Consider the following 15,149-nt stretch of genomic DNA (forward strand, 5'->3'; position numbering starts at 1 on the left):
AAAACCTCATGATAAAGTCTGCGCAGAAGCCTCGGGAACAAAAAACATCACCGTTTCATAAATAGATTCGGTGTAATGGCGAATATAGATCCTATATTGAACGCCAAAGGACTGAATTAGAGCAGGTATTTTCCAAAAATCTCCGGCACAATGATAGATCGCCACTGCAATCCGTGGGTGATATTTTGTGATAACATCTCGCGCACCCAGCAAAACTTCTTTTTCCGAACCCTCTACATCAATTTTAATAAAACTAGGTATCTCCGTTGAAAATGAATCTAAGCACTTGACCTCAACCACCCAACAACCTGCATTGCCTAGTTTTGTTTCGGAGCCTGCGGAATCCGATCTAAGTTCACCTACAAAATCTGACAAGCCACATTGATTAAAATAAATTCTCTGCGTCGATTTTAATCGTTCACGACACTTCTGCATATTCGCAGCATCAGGCTCAAACAAATAGATAGCTGAATACTCTGGACATCGCTGTATAAACTCTTGGGTAGTAAAGCCGTCGTAACCACCAACATCAACAAATACTTCGCCTGCCGGTTTCAAATTTAAAAAGTCTTCAAAATATTGACGTTCTTCACGCGACTTAAATCCACTCAAATACTGAATATCTTTGGTCACACGAAACTGAATTACCTTTTGAAAAACTGCTTTAGACTCAGCATCAGCTAAAGCATGGTAGACTTCAAGATATCTAGATGTATGACTGAGAAAGTCGGCAACAAAACCTTCATTAAACCTAATTTCAGGCAAAGGTTTATTAGCCATCACAGAGAAAGCAAAAAAATCTAAATTACGAACTCCCAGCTCAGCTAATCGCTTCTGAGCCGTAAGCACCCTTCCACCAACCGCATTAATCACCAAAGCGCCACTGGGAATTTCCTCCGCTCTGATGATAGGTACACCCTCATAAAATTCATCTAAACAGAAATCATCAATAACACCATCTATATCAAAAGTATCAATCAAACTCTTTGTATAAATGTTGCGACCAAACACAAATCGCTGTTGTGCGCCATCAGAGCAGAAATCAGCACAAAATTTCTTTGCTGCATCGCTCCAAACATAGTCATTTAGGCTTTCAAGCCACTCAAGATCCACGACCACTCACCCATGCTGAACTAGCGACAATACCATTAAAAAAAAGCGCAATCTTTTGACAAATAAACTCTATATCAGAATCAAGTAAATGCGACCCAATTGGCAAACTGATCACCCTACGCGCCAACTGCTCAGCCATAGGAAAGTCACCTACCTTATAGCCTAAGCAGTGATAAGCCGTTTGCAAATGTGGCGGCGTCGGATAATGCACCAATGTTTCAATACCTTGCTCAAACAAAAATTGCTGCAAATCATCACGACATTCACATTGCACAACATACAAATGCCATACAGGGGTACAATTTTCTCGGATCAAAGGCAAGCGAATAGCTAAGCCACTTAAACGGCTTTCATAAATTCTAATTTGGCGAGATCTAGCTTCAATTTCCTTTTGCAAAAAAGGTAACTTTACTTTAAGAAAAGCTGCTTGCAGCTCATCCATTCGACAATTTCGACCCAAATCATCATGCTGATACTTCTTGATCGAGCCGTAATTTCTTAATGACTTCAAGCGAAATGCTAATTGAGCATCATTTGTAGTCACCGCCCCTGCATCACCTAAGGCCCCAAGATTTTTCCCTGGATAAAAACTAAAAGCAGTCGCGGTGCCGATAGAGCCCACTTTATGCTCAAACCATTTTGCACCGTGTGCCTGCGCTGCATCCTCTAAAACAGGTATGCCATATTTACTGGACAGCGCTAAAATCGCCTGCATATCTGCAGGCTGGCCATACAGATGGACGGGTATAATTGCTTTAGTCTTTGCGTTTATCGCACCCTCAATTTTATTGACGTCTATGCAATAGGTATCGGGGCAAACATCAACGGGTATAGGCGTCGCGCCAAGCTCTGAAACAGCCAACCATGTAGCTATGAATGTATGCGCAGGTACAATTACTTCGTCGCCAGGCTTGATGCCCCAGGCTTGCAGGACCAAAACTAGAGCATCAAACCCGTTACTAACACCAATCGCAAACTGGGCGCCAACATAATCGGCAAACTGAGCTTCAAAAGATTCGAGTTCCTCACCGAGAAGATACCAGCCACGGTCAATCACCCGACCACTTGCCATCTTAAAATCATCGGCATAGGGGGCATTAATTTTTTGCAAATCAAGAAACTTGATCAATTTATCGATTGGCCTCTGCATCTATTTCCCGTCTGAATTGATCATAATCGCGGATATAATCATTGGCATCATAGTGTGCACTTGCTAGCACCATCAAAACACAATCGGTCGAAAAGTCGTACATCTCCCGCCACACCATGGAATCGACAAGTAGGCCTTTTTCTGGATCATCGAGCAATAACTTAATACGCTCTTTGCCATCGTCAAGCAAAAAGTGGCACGACCCTCGCACCGCAACTACAAGCTGCTGAAGATTTCTGTGCGCATGCATGCCGCGGCGAACTCCTGGCTTAGTCGCAAATAAGTAATAAACCCGCCGTATTGCGAAAGGAATATTTTTTTGGTCCTCTAAGGCAACCAAAGACCCGCGCTCATCACCATGCACTTGCAAATCAACAGTAGTAACTTTCATTCGCACGCCTTTTTGGAAAGCTATTTTCACAGCACCAGCAGATTCAAGCTCCACTTGACTCTAGCTTAGTATTCACTTTTGCAGCAGCTTTCGCCATTGCACTCAGAAACTGCAAATTTTCTACCGAGTAGTCAGCCCCAAATAGCTCATAACTACTCCAGCAACCTTGTTTCTTATAGTCTTTCAACGCCACAGCAATATTCAAATACAAGTTTGCGAAAGCCTCTACGTAACCCGCAGGGTGCCCGGCTTTGAATCGACAATTTTCAATCGCAGCTCCTGCATCCATGTCATAGGCGCGATCAATAAACTCAATCCGTCCGTCACGATATGCGATTTTTAACTGCTCTGGATCAGTTTGAACCCACTCAATGCTGGCATCAGACCCGTAAATACTAATCTTTAGACCATTCCGCTTACCTAAAAACGATTTGCCAAAGATGAATTTACCAAACACCTTATCTTTATAAATCACAGAACCGTCCACATAATCAATTACATCCGTAAAATGACCAAATGATTGATGATGTGCAGTTATTTCTTCAGGTGCCAACCCCAGTAAATAATGCGAAATCTGGTGCAAATGCGAGCCCAAATCCAAATAGATAGTTGGAATTTCCCCATCGCTCAATCGCCATGGCTGAGGCTGAATCGTTTTACCATCAGCAGTTACACGTACATACCCTTCTTGTGGCATTTCTGCATTAAAGTGACACAAGCGACCTAATAGACCGTTTTGAATACGTTGCCTCATCTCGCGCAAGGCTGGATATCCAGTGTAGTTATAAGTTGTAACCAGAAATCCATTCTTTTCCACTACCGCCGCGCGTATAGTTTCAGCATCGGCAACTGTACTCACTAGCGCTTTTTCACAGATCACCGGGATCTCAGCCTGAATTGCTGCCATTACGGGTTCAAAATGGGCTGAAGTGGGCGTCAAAATAACAACAGCGTCAATTTTTCCCTTTTCTAAACGATAGAGATCCGCAAAGTCAGAGTAGATGCGATCTTGACTTACTCCGTACGCCTGTGCGCTTTGTAGGTTAATCTGCGGGTTTTTACTAAAGCAACCAGCTACCAGTTCAAAAACCCCATCCATATTTAAAGCAGCAAAGTGAGCACGCCCAACCGCAGAATTCACACCACCGCCAACAAAAGCAAGCTTTAATCGGCTCATCAGCAGTCTCCAGCGTCTAGTTGCATTCCTAGCTCAGGGCTCATGAAACTTCCTTGAAATCGATCCGCCAACCGCGGGGTTTGTTCTACCATCTCGGCAAAGCTACTCACTTCAATAAAAGCAATAGCTGCCTTACCAAATGGGGCTGCCTTCACAATCTGCCCAGCTTCGAGCAGTGGAAAAACTTTAAATCCTTTCCACCCATCTAACTGAGTATTCACGCCTATATAAATACTATCCTTTGCCTGGCTGAGCGTATGACGCATCCAGAATCGCTCAACAGCTGAAGGCACAACACGGGTTGTTTGCCCAAGAAAGGGGGCAACATAGTGTTGAAGATAGGCTTGCCCGGTCGAAAGGTGGATTAAGTGATAGTAAAGGTCGCCAGGGCAGCGGCGCATACTCTCTATTAATATCGGCCCATCGGGACTAAACATAAATTGGGTATGCAGTAATCCGTCGACTAAGCCTAAACTTTGCACCATCTGTTGGATAAGCGCGCGCAGCTGCCCTCGTGCTTCTTGTGGCAATTGCGACGGATGGTGAGAGCAATCTACCTGATAGGGGTATGCTTGGCAGTATTCATCAACAAAGAAATCAAATGCGATTTTGCCTTCTTGTATGAACGCCGAATGGCTATGCAAGCTACCCTCAATAAATTGCTCGACTACATAGCGTTGACTCCGAGACTCTTCTTGCGCCTCCGCGATGGCCACGTCTAAACCAAGCGAACTAAGCACCTTAGTGACGCCGCGACCACTGAAGCTATCCACTGGTTTAACTAACACTGGGTATTGGATCAGCTCGCGTTCAAACTCTAGCTGCCAAACACGCGGGACTGGTAGGCCCGCAGCATGGGCAAAAGAACGAAAACTGGCCTTATTTGCAATCACCTCAATGTTATTAGGCGCATCAAATCCCGGCAGCCCTAAACTATTTGCGACATAGGCTGCTGACAAATAAGCATAGTCATTACAACTAGGGCACAGATAGCCAAAGCCCTCTCGCTTGACTAAGGCTAGTAACTGCTCGTGGTTTGAATAATCAAGCTGATAATACGCATCGGCCTGCGCCACACAGGGATCGCTAGGATGGTTGCCACAAACAGCGACTGCCCAACCAGCAGCCTGCAGCGTGTGCAAAATGGGTACCGCACTAAAACTTGTACCCACCAAGAGTACCCAACTGGATTTCGACATAAATACTTCTTTAAATTTGACTCATTCAGCAATACCCAAGCGACAGAGAAAGCCACCGGATTGCAAAGCAAATAAGCCATCATACAAGAACACAAAAGGCGGCACTAACAAGCTGTCAGCCTTGTTGCATTGATTTATGTCCATTCTCAATGTGGCGCCCTTGCGCATTAGCTGCATGACAGCGCTAACTTGACGACTTAACGCGAGCTGGTGCATCATTGATTTATGAATACGAACATTCGCACCTTTTCATTTGCGTATTATTACTGGTGGCGCCCTTAGGCGGCACTAGTTTTGTTCGTCCAGACAAAACCTGCCGCCGGAAACGGTGACAGGTTTTTTGTTTTCTACCCCACCATCTTCCGGCGGCTCAGCAAAATCCAGGAGCTGCATCATGACTACCCCCCAATCGACCGTTGTGGTCACCGGTGATCGCACCACCGGCCCTTTGCATTTGGGCCACTTTGCCGGCTCATTGCAAACCCGCTTGCAACTGCAAGATCAGCACCAGCAATTTATCCTGTTGGCCGACACTCAGGCACTGGCTGATCATCAGGGTGATTACCATGGCGTGCGCCAGGCTGTGATTGATATTGCGCTGGATTATCTTGCCGTGGGGATCGATCCACAAAAATCTACCATCCTGATCCAATCAATGGTGCCCGAGCTGGCCGAGCTCTCGTTTTACCTGATGAATCTGGTCACCGTGGCGCGGCTGGAGCGTAACCCTACGGTTAAAAACGAACTTCGCCACAAGGGGCAAGAACGTGATGTAGCCGCCGGTTTTCTCACCTACCCGATTAGCCAGGCTGCCGATATCACCGCCTTGCGTGGCACCTTAATTCCGGTGGGCGAAGATCAGCTGCCGATGATTGAGCAAACCAATGAAATCGTGCGTCGCTTTAATCGCATGGTTGGCGAACCGATTTTGCGCGAATGCGAAGCGCTGTTGTCGAACACCACCCGCCTGCCGGGGCTGGATGGCAAAGGCAAAATGAGCCGTGCGGCGGGCAACCATCTATCGCTCTCGGCCAGCGCCGATGAGATCACCACAGCCGTCAATCGCATGTACACCGATGCGCAGCATCTCACCGTGGGCAGCCCCGGGCAGGTCGAGGGCAATGTGGTATTTAGCTTCCTCGATGCTTTTGACCCGGATAACGCCAAAGTGGCCGAGCTCAAAGCGCATTATCAACATGGTGGGCTGGCCGATAGCGTGGTGAAGGCACGCTTGAATGAGGTACTGCAAGCCCTGCTGGCGCCGATACGCGCCCGCCGCCAAGAGCTTGCCAAAGAGCCGGATGCGATTTTGTCGATGCTACTGTGCGGCTCGGCCAAGGCGCGGCAAACCGCAGTGTTGACACTGCATAAAGTTAAAACAGCCATGGGCATGTACTACTTTTAATTGCTGAGTAGCATGTTGTGGCAAGAATAGCTTTTGTGCAGATACCCATGCCGGTATCTGCCAGCAGATCATACAAATAATAGGCTTTCAGCCCATACACCAAGGCAAAGAGATGAGCACACACTTTATGCATGCGGCGTTCGCCCACAAAGCGGCTGCCACCCAAGAATTATTGGCGCAATTGCAACAGCATGGCGAGCAACTGCCGCCCAAAAATCTGCACCTTGCTACGCGGCTACTCAATCATCTGGCGGTGATCGATCAGATTTTCTTGGCGCATTTGCGCAGCGAGGAACATGGATTTACCGCCACCAACACCCCCGCAACACCAACCTTAGCCGAACTCATCGCTCTACAAACCCAGCTGGATCAAGCCTGGCTCGCGCTACTTGTCCAGCCCGCCTGCCAAGATCTCAGCCGGGTGATTGAATTTGTCTTCACCGACGGCAAGCCGGCGCGGATGACGGTGGGCGACATCTTGCTGCATGTTCTGACCCACGCCAGCTACCACCGCGGGCAAATTGGGCGGATTATCAGTGAAGGTGGCAAATCACCGGTCAAAATCACTCCAGACATTCTCACGGGCTATTTGCATCGCACGACATAAGGTCAGCTGGATTCACGGCCGCACTGCCGTGAATTGCTGCGCTGCGAAATAAAGCATTTCGGCAATACGCTCATCCCTCACTGCGTCTAGAATGAAGCCATCACCACTCAGGGGCGCAGGTGCAGCATGGATGAAGAACTTCGTAAAAAAGCACTCGAATACCACCGCTTTCCCAAGCCGGGCAAAATTCAGGTTATGCCCACCAAGGCGCTCTCCAGCCAGCGTGATCTGGCGCTCGCCTACTCGCCCGGTGTAGCGGCGGCGTGCGACGCTATTGTGGCCGATCCAAGCGAGGCCCGTAATTTAACCTCCCGCGGCAATCTGGTGGCCGTGGTCACCAACGGCACCGCCGTGCTGGGGCTGGGGGATATTGGCCCGCTGGCCGGCAAGCCCGTGATGGAAGGGAAAGGGGTACTGTTTAAAAAATTTGCCGGGATTGATGTGTTTGATATCGAAATCGAACAAAAAGACCCGGACAAACTGGTAGAAATTATCGCCGCGCTAGAGCCCACCTTTGGCGGTATCAATCTGGAAGACATCAAAGCGCCCGAGTGTTTTTATGTTGAGCGCAAATTGCGCGAGCGCATGAACATCCCGGTTTTCCATGATGATCAGCACGGCACGGCCATTATTGTCGGCGCGGCAGTTAAAAACGCCTTGAGCCTGATTGGCAAACAGCTAGGCGAAGTGCGGCTGGTGGCCTCGGGCGCAGGCGCGGCCGCAATTGCTTGCCTAGATCTTTTGGTGTCGCTCGGGGTGAAACGCGAGCACATTATGGTGTGTGACTCCAAAGGCGTGATTCACACTGCGCGCGGGCCGCTGGATGAAACCAAACAGCGCTACGCCCGCGATACCGATTTACGCACCCTGGCTCAAGCACTCGAGGGCGCGGATATTTTCCTCGGCCTTTCTGGCCCGGGCGTAGTCACCGGCGAGATGCTGCAAAGCATGAATGCCAATCCCTTGGTATTGGCGCTGGCCAACCCCACCCCGGAAATCACCCCGCAAGAAGCGCAGGCCGCGCGCAGCGATGTGATTGTATGCACGGGCCGCTCGGACTACCCCAATCAGGTTAATAATGTGCTGTGCTTCCCGTTTATGTTCCGTGGTGCGCTGGATGTTGGCGCCACCACCATTAACGAAGCCATGAAGCACGCCGCGGTAGATGCCATCGCTGAGCTCGCGCACGCCGAACAATCCGATGTAGTAGCCGATGCCTATAGCGGCCAAGAGCTTTCCTTCGGGCCGGAATACCTGATCCCTAAACCCTTTGATCCTCGCCTGATTGTCAAAATCGCCCCAGCTGTCGCCAAAGCGGCAATGGATACTGGTGTGGCCACCCGCCCGATCACCGATTTTGCCGCCTATATCGATGAGCTGACGCAGTTTGTTTACAAAACCAATCTGTTTATGCGCCCGGTATTCGCTGCCGCGAAAAAGGCGCAAAAGCGGGTGGTGTTCTGCGAAGGGGAAGACGAGCGGGTGCTGCATGCGGTGCAGGAAATTCTGGCCATGCAGCTGTGTGTGCCCATTCTGGTCGGCCGCCCGCAAGTACTGCAAAGCCGGATCGAAAAATTGGGCCTGACCATCCGCCCCGGCATTGATTTTGAAGTGTGTAACCCGGAAAGCGATCCGCGCTACCGTGAATATTGGCAGCTGTACTACAGCCTGATGATGCGCAAAGGGGTATCGGAAAATCTAGCCAAGGCTGAGGTGCGGCGCAAAACCACGCTCATTGGCGCACTGATGGTCAAGCGCGGCGAGGCCGATGCGCTGATTTGCGGCACCTATGGGCTGTATCAAAACCACCATCATCACCTGATGAATGTACTGGGCCCACGGCTGGCGACCCAAACCACAGCAGCGATGAATATCTTGCTGCTGCAAACCGGCAATATGTTTATTTGCGATACCTATGTGAATCAGGATCCAAGCGCCGAGGAACTGGCCGACATCACCCTGATGGCCGCCGAAGCGGTGCGCAAGTTTGGCATCGTGCCCAAAGTGGCGCTGCTAAGCCATTCCAGCTTTGGCACATTTGATACCCCATCGGCACGCAAAATGCAGCGCACGCTGGAGCTCGTTACCCAGCGCGCGCCAGAGCTGGAAATCGATGGCGAAATGCATGGTGATGCGGCGCTATCGAGCGCCATTCGCCAGCAAGTGTTCCCGCATTCGCGCCTCAAAGGCGAAGCCAATGTGCTGGTGATGCCCAATCTGGATGCGGCCAATATCTCGTTTAATCTGCTGAAAACCACCTCGGTCGAAGGCGTGACCATCGGCCCGATCCTGATGGGGCTGGCGCAACCGGCCCATATTCTGACCCCGACCGCGTCGGTTCGGCGTATTATCAATATGGCCGCGCTGGCCGCGGTTGAGGCCGCCACCCTTTCCAGTGGAGATGCTGCATGAGCGAGTTCAATCCTGCCGATCCCTTCAGTTTTTTTAGTCAAATGATGAAGCCGGGCAGCAACCCTTTTCTACCGCCGCTGTCAGAGGAAGAAATCGAGCGCAAGATCGCCGAATGCCGCACGGTCGAGCAATGGCTCAGCCTGCAGGTTGGCATGCTGCAAATGACGATCAAAACGCTGGAAATGCAAAAAGCCGGGCTGGCCGCTTTTAAACAAGGGCTGGAGCCCAAACCGCCGGAATCCCACCTCTGAGAATGCAATGAAATTCACCGCTTTACCGTTCACAGCCAGCTTGCTGGCTGTTTTTCTTGTTGGCTGCGCCAGCACCGGGCCTAGTGCACCGAGCGTAGCCACCGCTAGCAATACACCCAGCAGTACCTCTACCAAACCAAGCATCAACAAGCCCTCAGAGGCTATACCCGCGGCGCCGCGTTATCAGGCCCGCAGCTGGCAAGATCTGCCTAATTGGGCCGACGATGCCTTGGTGCCCGGCTGGCAAGCCTGGCTCAAAGGCTGCGCCAAACCGCGCACACCGTGGCTGGCTGTGTGTCAGGCAGCCCGTGCTGTCCCGCTGGAGCGGGCGGCGATCCGGCAATTTATCGAGCGCGAGCTGGTGCCCTATCAGCTGGCCAACCCAGATGGCAGCACCAGCGGGCTGATCACCGGCTACTACGAGCCGGTGTACCCCGGCAGCCTGAGCCGCAACGCGCAAGCCAACCAGCCGGTGTATGGTCCGCCCAGCGATATGATTACCGTGGCGCTGGATGAGGTTTACCCCGAGCTCAAAGGCAAACGCCTGCGCGGCCGGCTGGTGGGCAATAAACTCCTGCCCTACCCTGATCGCGCCGAAATCGTGGCCAAAGGGCTGAAAGCGCCGGTATTGGCCTGGTTGCAAGACCCGCTGGATGTGCAGTTTTTGCAGATTCAAGGCTCGGGCCGGGTACAGCTGCCCGACGGGCGCATGCTGCGCCTGGGCTATGCCGATCAGAATGGCCAGCCGTATAAGCCGGTGGGCCGCTGGCTGGTGGAGCAAGGCTTGCTGCCTGCCAGTGAAGTCTCGATGCAGAGCATTCGTGCCTGGGCCAAGGCCAATCCGGCGCGGGTGGATGAGCTGCTCAATAGTAATCCGAGTTATGTGTTCTTCCGCGAGCTGCGCGAAAGCGATGGGCTCAAAGCCGATGATGGCCCGCTGGGCAGCCTGAATGTACCACTCACCGCCGGCTACAGCATCGCGGTTGACCCGGGCACGGTACCACTGGGCAGTTTGGCCTTTATCGCCACCACCCGCCCCGATACAGCCGGCGGCCTGCATCGCCTGGTGGCGGCGCAAGATACTGGTGGTGCGATTCGGGGTAGTGTGCGAGCCGACTTTTTCTGGGGCACCGGCGCGGCCGCCGGTGAACTGGCCGGCACGATGAAACAAAGCGGGCAATTATGGCTGCTGTGGCCCAAAGGGATCGCGCTGCCGCAATAATGCGGCCGACAGCCTAGCTACAAAATAGGGGTATTACTCGCCAAGCTAATTATGATTTAGCCTAGCGAGCAATACCCCTCTATGCATTGAAACTAACTCAGCGACGCCGGCGATACGTGACAAAGGCGTAGTCGATGCCTTTGGCGCTGGTGTGCGCCTCACGCGCGGTTTCCTGCCATTGCGCTGGGCTAAATTCGGGGAAGTAGGCGTCGCCATCAGGGCTCAGCGCCACTTCGGTCAGATACAGGGTGTCGACCAGATCCATGGCCTGCCGATAAATCTCGCCGCCGCCAATCACAAACACCCGCGGCAACTCGGCGCAAGCGGCAATGGCCGCGGCCAGGCTCGGAAATACTTCGGCGCCCGGCGCCGACCAGGCCCGATTGCGGCTAATCACCAAATGCCGCCGGCCAGGCAATAAGCCCGGCAGCGATTCAAAGGTTTTACGCCCCATCAGCATCGGGCTGCCCATGGTGAGCTGCTTAAAATACTGCAAGTCTTCCGGCAGGCGCCATGGCAAGCGATTATCGATACCAATCACCCGATTGGCGCCCACCGCCGAAATAATGGCGACTTCACTCATGGATTGTCCTTATTCATTGTTTGCGCCGCCACTGGGCGCAGTTGCCACCACGCCGCTGCGCCCACCAGGCAACCGCTGAGCGCCACGCCCAGTGCCCATAGCCAGGCGCGGCCGCCGGCGGGGGCCAGTGGCCACGTCAGCAAGCCCGCCGTGACTTGGCAAGCGAGCAAAAGCCAGAAAACCATATAGACACCCGGTGGCCAGATACCCCCGGCAAAATGGTGCAACACCAGCCCTAAAGCCAGCAGCAACAGCGCGTGCCCCAGCACGGCCACGCCCAGTAAACGGGCAATCAAATGGGCAGGCATGCGCGCTCCATCAAATTCATTTAGCAACAAAAAGCACCCCGTCGGCCAACATTGGCCGGCCACACTGGGCACTCAGGATACCCGCCTGGGTATACCCCGGCAATCAAATCTTGGCATGCACTGCAGGCCAATACCCAACGGAAAGAAGGCTAGCGGGCTGGCAATTGCTCCAGCGGGTTAACCGGCTTGCCATTAATCCGCACTTCAAAATGCAGCTTCACCCGATCGGTACCGGTGCGGCCCATGCGTGCAATCGGCTGACCCTGTTTCACTTGCGTGCCTTCGGTGACCAAGAGGGTTTGGTTATGAGCGTAGGTGGTGAGCAGATCGCCAGCATGGCGAATGATGATCATATGCCCATAGGCGCGGATGCCATCGCCGGCGTACACCACTTTGCCATCGGCCGCGGCCAAAATCGGTTCACCCTCATTGCCGGCCAAATCAATGCCTTTATTGCGCGGCGGGGCGTAATTGGCGATGACATTACCATTGTGCGGCCAGCGTAAATTCAGCACTGGGCGTGGCGTGGCGGCCGGCGCCGGGGTGGCAGTAAATACCGGCCGGCTACTCGTGCCGGGGCGGCTGGTGGGTTCGCCTCCCGACACCTTCAGCAACTGGCCGACCTCGATATCGTTACTGCTGAGCTGATTCAGGCGTTTGAGCTGGTCTACCGACAGGCCGTGATTTTTGGCGATGCGAAACAAGGTGTCGCCGCCTTGCACGCGGTAAAACCCTTTGGGCGTGGGCCCAGTGCTAATCGGCGCGCTGCTTGTGCCGCAAGCCAGCAGTATGCTCGTCAACACCAAGAGCACCAAGCGCTGCAGACCGATACCCCAGCTCCAGCGGCGCATTATTGTTCCTGACCAGCGCGCGAAGCCGACAAGCCCAAGGCCAGCCAGCCAGCGAGACCGATTTTTTCCAGCGTGGCAATATTGCGCTCGAAAATCGCTGCAGGCTCAGGGAAGGCCGCCACCGCGCGGGCGATGCTGTCTTCGCGCAGCAAGTGCAAGGTGGGATATGGCGCGCGATTGGTGTAATTGCTGATGTCATCGACCGCGGTATCGGCAAACTGAAAATCCGGGTGAAAACTCGCCACCTGCAGGATGCCTTCCAGCGCGTGCTCTTCGACCGCTTCGTCGGCGATTTCCAGCACTTCATTAAACACCGCAAAATCGGGGAATAGCGTGGGGTGAATCAGCAAGGTGGTATCCACCTGCTCGGGGTCGGCGGCAGCGAGAAAATCCAACTCGCGGTCGAGATCTTCCAGAAAACCATCCAGATGCTTGGCCTCTGACACCACAATGCGCACTTGGTCTTTGACATACACCGCTTTGGCGAACGGGCATAAATTGAGCCCAATCACCGCTTGCTCCAGCCAATGACGGGTAGCGGCGATGACGGTTGCTGCGGTGGGTGCTGTCAAATCAGACATGGTATTCCTGCTTTAATGGCAAACTGGCTGGATTTTACCGTGCCGGCCGCGGCACTAAAACCCGCGCGGCGGAAAAAAATGCCGGCTGTGTAGAACTACCAAACCGCACGGTCTGCCCTCACCGCACGGTTTACGCTGACCGATTGCCAATCATCACCGCAGGAACCCGCCATGCCCAACACCAATGCCAACGATACGCTGTCAGCCACTATGCAAACCGCGTTGATTGCCGCTATTCGCCAGTATCTGCAACGTAACCCACACGCGACCGACACCGCCGAGGGCATTACCCTGTTCTGGCTGAATGAACTGCCGCTGCCACCTAGTGCGGCGCAGGTGGCAGATGCTTTGGCGGCCCTGCTCGCTAGCGGCGAAGTGGAGGCACTGCCCCTGGCTGGGCGGACAGTGTGGCGCCGAGCACGCGCAGTGTGAGCCTTATACTTCCCCCTGCCGTCATTTACAGGCAAGCTAGCACACTGATTCCCGCCCACTCGTGGAGAACAGCGTGCAAACCACTATTGCCCAGATGATCGCCCTCACTAGCTGGGGCAATGCCCTGCTGCAAGGCCGCATCGCACAGTCCAGCGACTTTTATCCGGGCAATAGCACGTTTCAGTTTTGTGCCGAGGTGGCGTTTTATGCCCTCGATCCGGCGACGGGCAACTGGCCAAGCCAGCCACTGGCGCGCGATCCATTGGCCTGGCTGCAGCAGCAGGCCGATGCGGGCGTTGATAAACTCAGCCTCAGCTACTGGCCATCGGGCCATACCGCCGAGCACACGACCAGCGACCGGATGGCAGTGGGCTTTGTAGGCGGAGGTGGCCGCTGGTTGCTACTGACGCACTTTGCCGATGGCGTTGATGTGTGGGAAGCCCGCTGGGAAGTGGGCGAACGTCAGCGGGCTGACCGTAAAATCTGGCAGGTGCGCTATGGGCAGATCGCCCGCCGGGTGAGCGCACCGGCGAGCGAAGTGCTGGCGCTACCCAAACTGCGGGCCCTGCTAGCCAATCAGCTCACCGCCCTCACCACCTTCGCCAGCGAACAAAAAGAGCTGGGCTTTGCCAAAACCTTTGCCCGTGCCTTGGATGATCTGAATACCGCAGCGGCACGACTAGAAAGCAGCGATCTCACCCCACCCGGTGCGCTGAATCTGCCTGCCCAGCAATTATTGGCCGCTACCGAAACGGCGTGGGTCTTTGGCGGGATGGGCTCGTGGAATGATGTGGGCTTTGCCGGCGCTGAATACGATAGCTATTGCCAGCTATCGGATGAACTGTTTGTACTCCTGACTCAGGCCTTGGTGCTGGTCGCCAATCACAATGCCGATTTCCCACGCAAGGCACAAAAAGCCTGGTGGCAATTCTGGAAAAGCGCGGCGGCTACGCCGGCGTAGCGCGCAACAGCTCAGGCGTGCGCACGATCTCGCGCATGACCACATTGGCCATGTCGCGCAGCATATCCAGCTCGGCTGCGCTCAGCGATTTGGGCTGCGGGTCAATCAGGCACAAAGTACCAATATGACTGCCATTGGGCGCGATCAGCGGCGCACCGGCATAAAAGCGAATATGGGGCGCCCCCGTCACCAGCGGATTGTCGGCAAAGCGCGCATCCAGCAACGCATTTTCGATCACCAGTACATCGTCTTGCAAAATGGCATGCCCACAGAAGGAAATATCGCGTGGGGTTTCCTTGGCATCCAGCCCGCAAATCGACTTAAACCATTGCCGATTGACATCGACCAAGCTCACTACCGCAATTTGCACACGGAAAAAACTGGCCGCCGCGCGGGTAAGATTATCAAAACGCTCTTCGGGCGGCGTATCCAGAATCAAAAACTGGCGCAGGGTTTCAATGCGCAGGGCTTCATTGTCGGCCAGGGCTGGGGTTTGCATGGGCTCA

General features: G+C 53.5%; 17 protein-coding genes. 7 read left to right on the top strand and 10 right to left on the bottom strand.

The genetic code is table 11. From position 1 onward, the window contains the following. Positions 1 to 6 precede the first annotated feature (6 nt). From L991_RS08010 to L991_RS08030, 5 genes are read right to left on the bottom strand one after another with little or no spacing between them, the layout of a single operon-like run. Entirely contained in the window at positions 7 to 1,113 is a 1,107-nt protein-coding gene (locus L991_RS08010) for an FkbM family methyltransferase (RefSeq protein ID WP_047393853.1), read from the bottom strand. Then, positions 1,103 to 2,263, bottom strand: coding sequence for a DegT/DnrJ/EryC1/StrS aminotransferase family protein (locus L991_RS08015; protein ID WP_052190732.1), 1,161 nt, complete (start codon positions 2,261 to 2,263; stop codon positions 1,103 to 1,105). The genes L991_RS08010 and L991_RS08015 overlap by 11 nt, the downstream gene beginning before the upstream one ends. Further along, positions 2,244 to 2,654, bottom strand: coding sequence for an FdtA/QdtA family cupin domain-containing protein (locus L991_RS08020; protein ID WP_047394235.1), 411 nt, complete (start codon positions 2,652 to 2,654; stop codon positions 2,244 to 2,246). Before L991_RS08020 ends, L991_RS08015 begins: the two co-directional genes overlap by 20 nt. A 43-nt stretch (positions 2,655 to 2,697) precedes the next feature. Beyond that, positions 2,698 to 3,831 (bottom strand): Gfo/Idh/MocA family protein, encoded by a 1,134-nt coding sequence (locus tag L991_RS08025; protein ID WP_047393856.1) that lies wholly within the window; start codon positions 3,829 to 3,831, stop codon positions 2,698 to 2,700. Then, positions 3,831 to 5,030, bottom strand: coding sequence for an acetyl-CoA carboxylase biotin carboxylase subunit family protein (locus L991_RS08030; protein ID WP_052190733.1), 1,200 nt, complete (start codon positions 5,028 to 5,030; stop codon positions 3,831 to 3,833). The genes L991_RS08025 and L991_RS08030 overlap by 1 nt, the downstream gene beginning before the upstream one ends. A 394-nt stretch (positions 5,031 to 5,424) precedes the next feature. On the opposite strand from L991_RS08030, the gene trpS reads away from it, so the two are divergent. The 5 genes from trpS (at position 5,425) to L991_RS08060 (ending at position 10,927) form a co-directional block, all read left to right on the top strand. After that, positions 5,425 to 6,435, top strand: coding sequence for a tryptophan--tRNA ligase (gene trpS / locus L991_RS08040; protein WP_047393862.1), 1,011 nt, complete (start codon positions 5,425 to 5,427; stop codon positions 6,433 to 6,435). 112 nt (positions 6,436 to 6,547) lie between these two features. Continuing rightward, positions 6,548 to 7,042, top strand: a complete 495-nt coding sequence (locus L991_RS08045) for a DinB family protein (protein WP_047393863.1) — start codon at positions 6,548 to 6,550, stop codon at positions 7,040 to 7,042. A gap of 126 nt (positions 7,043 to 7,168) precedes the next feature. Next, the gene (locus L991_RS08050; protein WP_028448891.1) at positions 7,169 to 9,454 is read left to right on the top strand and encodes an NADP-dependent malic enzyme; all 2,286 of its coding nucleotides are present in this window, start codon (positions 7,169 to 7,171) and stop codon (positions 9,452 to 9,454) included. Continuing rightward, positions 9,451 to 9,705, top strand: coding sequence for a PhaM family polyhydroxyalkanoate granule multifunctional regulatory protein (locus tag L991_RS08055; RefSeq protein ID WP_052190734.1), 255 nt, complete (start codon positions 9,451 to 9,453; stop codon positions 9,703 to 9,705). Before L991_RS08050 ends, L991_RS08055 begins: the two co-directional genes overlap by 4 nt. 7 nt (positions 9,706 to 9,712) lie before the next feature. Continuing rightward, positions 9,713 to 10,927, top strand: coding sequence for a murein transglycosylase A (locus L991_RS08060; protein WP_052190735.1), 1,215 nt, complete (start codon positions 9,713 to 9,715; stop codon positions 10,925 to 10,927). 97 nt (positions 10,928 to 11,024) lie between these two features. Here L991_RS08060 and L991_RS08065 read toward each other — a convergent pair whose 3' ends face one another. The 4 genes from L991_RS08065 to L991_RS08080 all read right to left on the bottom strand — a co-directional run bounded on the left by L991_RS08065 (position 11,025) and on the right by L991_RS08080 (position 13,250). Beyond that, positions 11,025 to 11,510 carry a dihydrofolate reductase gene (locus L991_RS08065; RefSeq protein WP_047393867.1) on the bottom strand — a complete coding sequence of 162 codons (486 nt, stop codon included), beginning with the start codon at positions 11,508 to 11,510 and terminating at the stop codon, positions 11,025 to 11,027. After that, positions 11,507 to 11,818 (bottom strand): hypothetical protein, encoded by a 312-nt coding sequence (locus tag L991_RS08070; RefSeq protein ID WP_047393870.1) that lies wholly within the window; start codon positions 11,816 to 11,818, stop codon positions 11,507 to 11,509. The genes L991_RS08065 and L991_RS08070 overlap by 4 nt, the downstream gene beginning before the upstream one ends. A 149-nt stretch (positions 11,819 to 11,967) precedes the next feature. After that, positions 11,968 to 12,669, bottom strand: coding sequence for a peptidoglycan DD-metalloendopeptidase family protein (locus L991_RS08075; RefSeq protein WP_047393873.1), 702 nt, complete (start codon positions 12,667 to 12,669; stop codon positions 11,968 to 11,970). After that, positions 12,669 to 13,250 (bottom strand): DUF1415 domain-containing protein, encoded by a 582-nt coding sequence (locus tag L991_RS08080; RefSeq protein WP_047393875.1) that lies wholly within the window; start codon positions 13,248 to 13,250, stop codon positions 12,669 to 12,671. Before L991_RS08080 ends, L991_RS08075 begins: the two co-directional genes overlap by 1 nt. A 171-nt stretch (positions 13,251 to 13,421) precedes the next feature. On the opposite strand from L991_RS08080, the gene L991_RS08085 reads away from it, so the two are divergent. Together L991_RS08085 and L991_RS08090 are read left to right on the top strand one after the other, a co-directional pair. After that, a complete protein-coding gene (locus L991_RS08085; RefSeq protein WP_047393878.1) occupies positions 13,422 to 13,682 on the top strand; it encodes a hypothetical protein in 261 nt (86 codons plus the stop codon). Between the two features lie 73 nt (positions 13,683 to 13,755). Further along, positions 13,756 to 14,643: a hypothetical protein gene (locus L991_RS08090; RefSeq protein ID WP_047393880.1), complete on the top strand. Its 888-nt coding sequence runs from the start codon at positions 13,756 to 13,758 to the stop codon at positions 14,641 to 14,643. Here the strand turns inward: L991_RS08090 and L991_RS08095 are convergent. Then, the gene (locus L991_RS08095; RefSeq protein ID WP_051258687.1) at positions 14,630 to 15,142 is read right to left on the bottom strand and encodes a GAF domain-containing protein; all 513 of its coding nucleotides are present in this window, start codon (positions 15,140 to 15,142) and stop codon (positions 14,630 to 14,632) included. The two genes, L991_RS08090 and L991_RS08095, sit on opposite strands and share 14 nt — an antisense overlap. Positions 15,143 to 15,149 lie beyond the last annotated feature (7 nt).

Origin of the sequence: Chitinibacter sp. ZOR0017 (assembly GCF_000799095.1) — a bacterium.
Lineage (GTDB): Bacteria > Pseudomonadota > Gammaproteobacteria > Burkholderiales > Chitinibacteraceae > Chitinibacter > Chitinibacter tainanensis.

Coding starts and splice junctions, on each gene's coding strand:
- L991_RS08020 (WP_047394235.1), bottom strand. CDS start 2,654: ATGAAAGTTACTACTGTTGATTTGCAAGTGCATGGTGATGAGCGCGGG.
- L991_RS08030 (WP_052190733.1), bottom strand. CDS start 5,030: ATGTCGAAATCCAGTTGGGTACTCTTGGTGGGTACAAGTTTTAGTGCG.
- L991_RS08080 (WP_047393875.1), bottom strand. CDS start 13,250: ATGTCTGATTTGACAGCACCCACCGCAGCAACCGTCATCGCCGCTACC.
- L991_RS08050 (WP_028448891.1), top strand. CDS start 7,169: ATGGATGAAGAACTTCGTAAAAAAGCACTCGAATACCACCGCTTTCCC.
- L991_RS08070 (WP_047393870.1), bottom strand. CDS start 11,818: ATGCCTGCCCATTTGATTGCCCGTTTACTGGGCGTGGCCGTGCTGGGG.
- L991_RS08075 (WP_047393873.1), bottom strand. CDS start 12,669: ATGCGCCGCTGGAGCTGGGGTATCGGTCTGCAGCGCTTGGTGCTCTTG.
- L991_RS08025 (WP_047393856.1), bottom strand. CDS start 3,831: ATGAGCCGATTAAAGCTTGCTTTTGTTGGCGGTGGTGTGAATTCTGCG.
- L991_RS08055 (WP_052190734.1), top strand. CDS start 9,451: ATGAGCGAGTTCAATCCTGCCGATCCCTTCAGTTTTTTTAGTCAAATG.
- L991_RS08065 (WP_047393867.1), bottom strand. CDS start 11,510: ATGAGTGAAGTCGCCATTATTTCGGCGGTGGGCGCCAATCGGGTGATT.
- L991_RS08095 (WP_051258687.1), bottom strand. CDS start 15,142: ATGCAAACCCCAGCCCTGGCCGACAATGAAGCCCTGCGCATTGAAACC.
- L991_RS08085 (WP_047393878.1), top strand. CDS start 13,422: ATGCCCAACACCAATGCCAACGATACGCTGTCAGCCACTATGCAAACC.
- L991_RS08060 (WP_052190735.1), top strand. CDS start 9,713: ATGAAATTCACCGCTTTACCGTTCACAGCCAGCTTGCTGGCTGTTTTT.
- trpS (WP_047393862.1), top strand. CDS start 5,425: ATGACTACCCCCCAATCGACCGTTGTGGTCACCGGTGATCGCACCACC.
- L991_RS08015 (WP_052190732.1), bottom strand. CDS start 2,263: ATGCAGAGGCCAATCGATAAATTGATCAAGTTTCTTGATTTGCAAAAA.
- L991_RS08045 (WP_047393863.1), top strand. CDS start 6,548: ATGAGCACACACTTTATGCATGCGGCGTTCGCCCACAAAGCGGCTGCC.